This is a genomic window from Mycolicibacter heraklionensis (assembly GCF_001021505.1).
Classification (GTDB): domain Bacteria; phylum Actinomycetota; class Actinomycetes; order Mycobacteriales; family Mycobacteriaceae; genus Mycobacterium; species Mycobacterium heraklionense.
This window is the reverse complement of record NZ_LDPO01000063.1, coordinates 1-597: the sequence shown is the minus strand read 5'-3', so window position 1 is coordinate 597 and position 597 is coordinate 1. Positions and strand designations below refer to the sequence as shown.

Genomic DNA, 597 nt, shown 5'->3' with positions numbered 1-597 from the left:
CATGGCAACACGTTTTATGACTGATCCGGACGCGATGCGTTCGATGGCGGGCCGTTTTGATGTGCATGCGCAGACGGTGGAGGACGAGGCGCGTCGGATGTGGGCGTCGTCGACGAACATCTCCGGTGCGGGTTGGGGTGGTCTGGCGGAGCGGACGTCGATGGACACCATGGGTCAGATGCAGACCGCGTTTCGCAACATCGTGAACATGCTGCACGGGGTGCGGGATGGGTTGATTCGCGACGCGAACCACTACGAGCAGCAGGAAGCTGCTTCTCAGCAGATCCTGTCGAGCTAGAAGGAGAACCGCAGATGTCGATTAACTACCAGTTCGGTGATGTGGATGCCCACGGTGCGTTGATTCGTGCGCAGGCGGCGTCGTTGGAGGCTGAGCACCAGGCGATCGTGCACGATGTGCTGGCTGCCGGTGACTTTTGGGGTGGTGCGGGTTCGGTGGCGTGCCAGGAGTTTGTGGCGCAGTTGGGCCGCAACTTCGCGGTGATCTACGAGCAGGCCAACTCTCACGGTCAGAAGGTGCAGTCGGCCGGCAACAACATGGCCAACACCGACGCCTCGGTGGGCTCCAGCTGGGCCTGA

General features: G+C 61.8%; 2 protein-coding genes. Both read left to right on the top strand.

Features of this window, described 5'->3' with window-relative positions:
* Position 1 precedes the first annotated feature (1 nt).
* Positions 2-298, top strand: coding sequence for a WXG100 family type VII secretion target (locus ABW16_RS23650; protein ID WP_047317297.1), 297 nt, complete (start codon positions 2-4; stop codon positions 296-298).
* A gap of 14 nt (positions 299-312) precedes the next feature.
* Positions 313-597, top strand: a complete 285-nt coding sequence (locus ABW16_RS23645) for a WXG100 family type VII secretion target (protein WP_047317298.1) — start codon at positions 313-315, stop codon at positions 595-597.

What these genes read in the sequence shown, in the direction of transcription:
- ABW16_RS23650 (WP_047317297.1), top strand. Translation starts at nt 2, where the DNA reads ATGGCAACACGTTTTATGACTGATCCGGACGCGATGCGTTCGATGGCG.
- ABW16_RS23645 (WP_047317298.1), top strand. Translation starts at nt 313, where the DNA reads ATGTCGATTAACTACCAGTTCGGTGATGTGGATGCCCACGGTGCGTTG.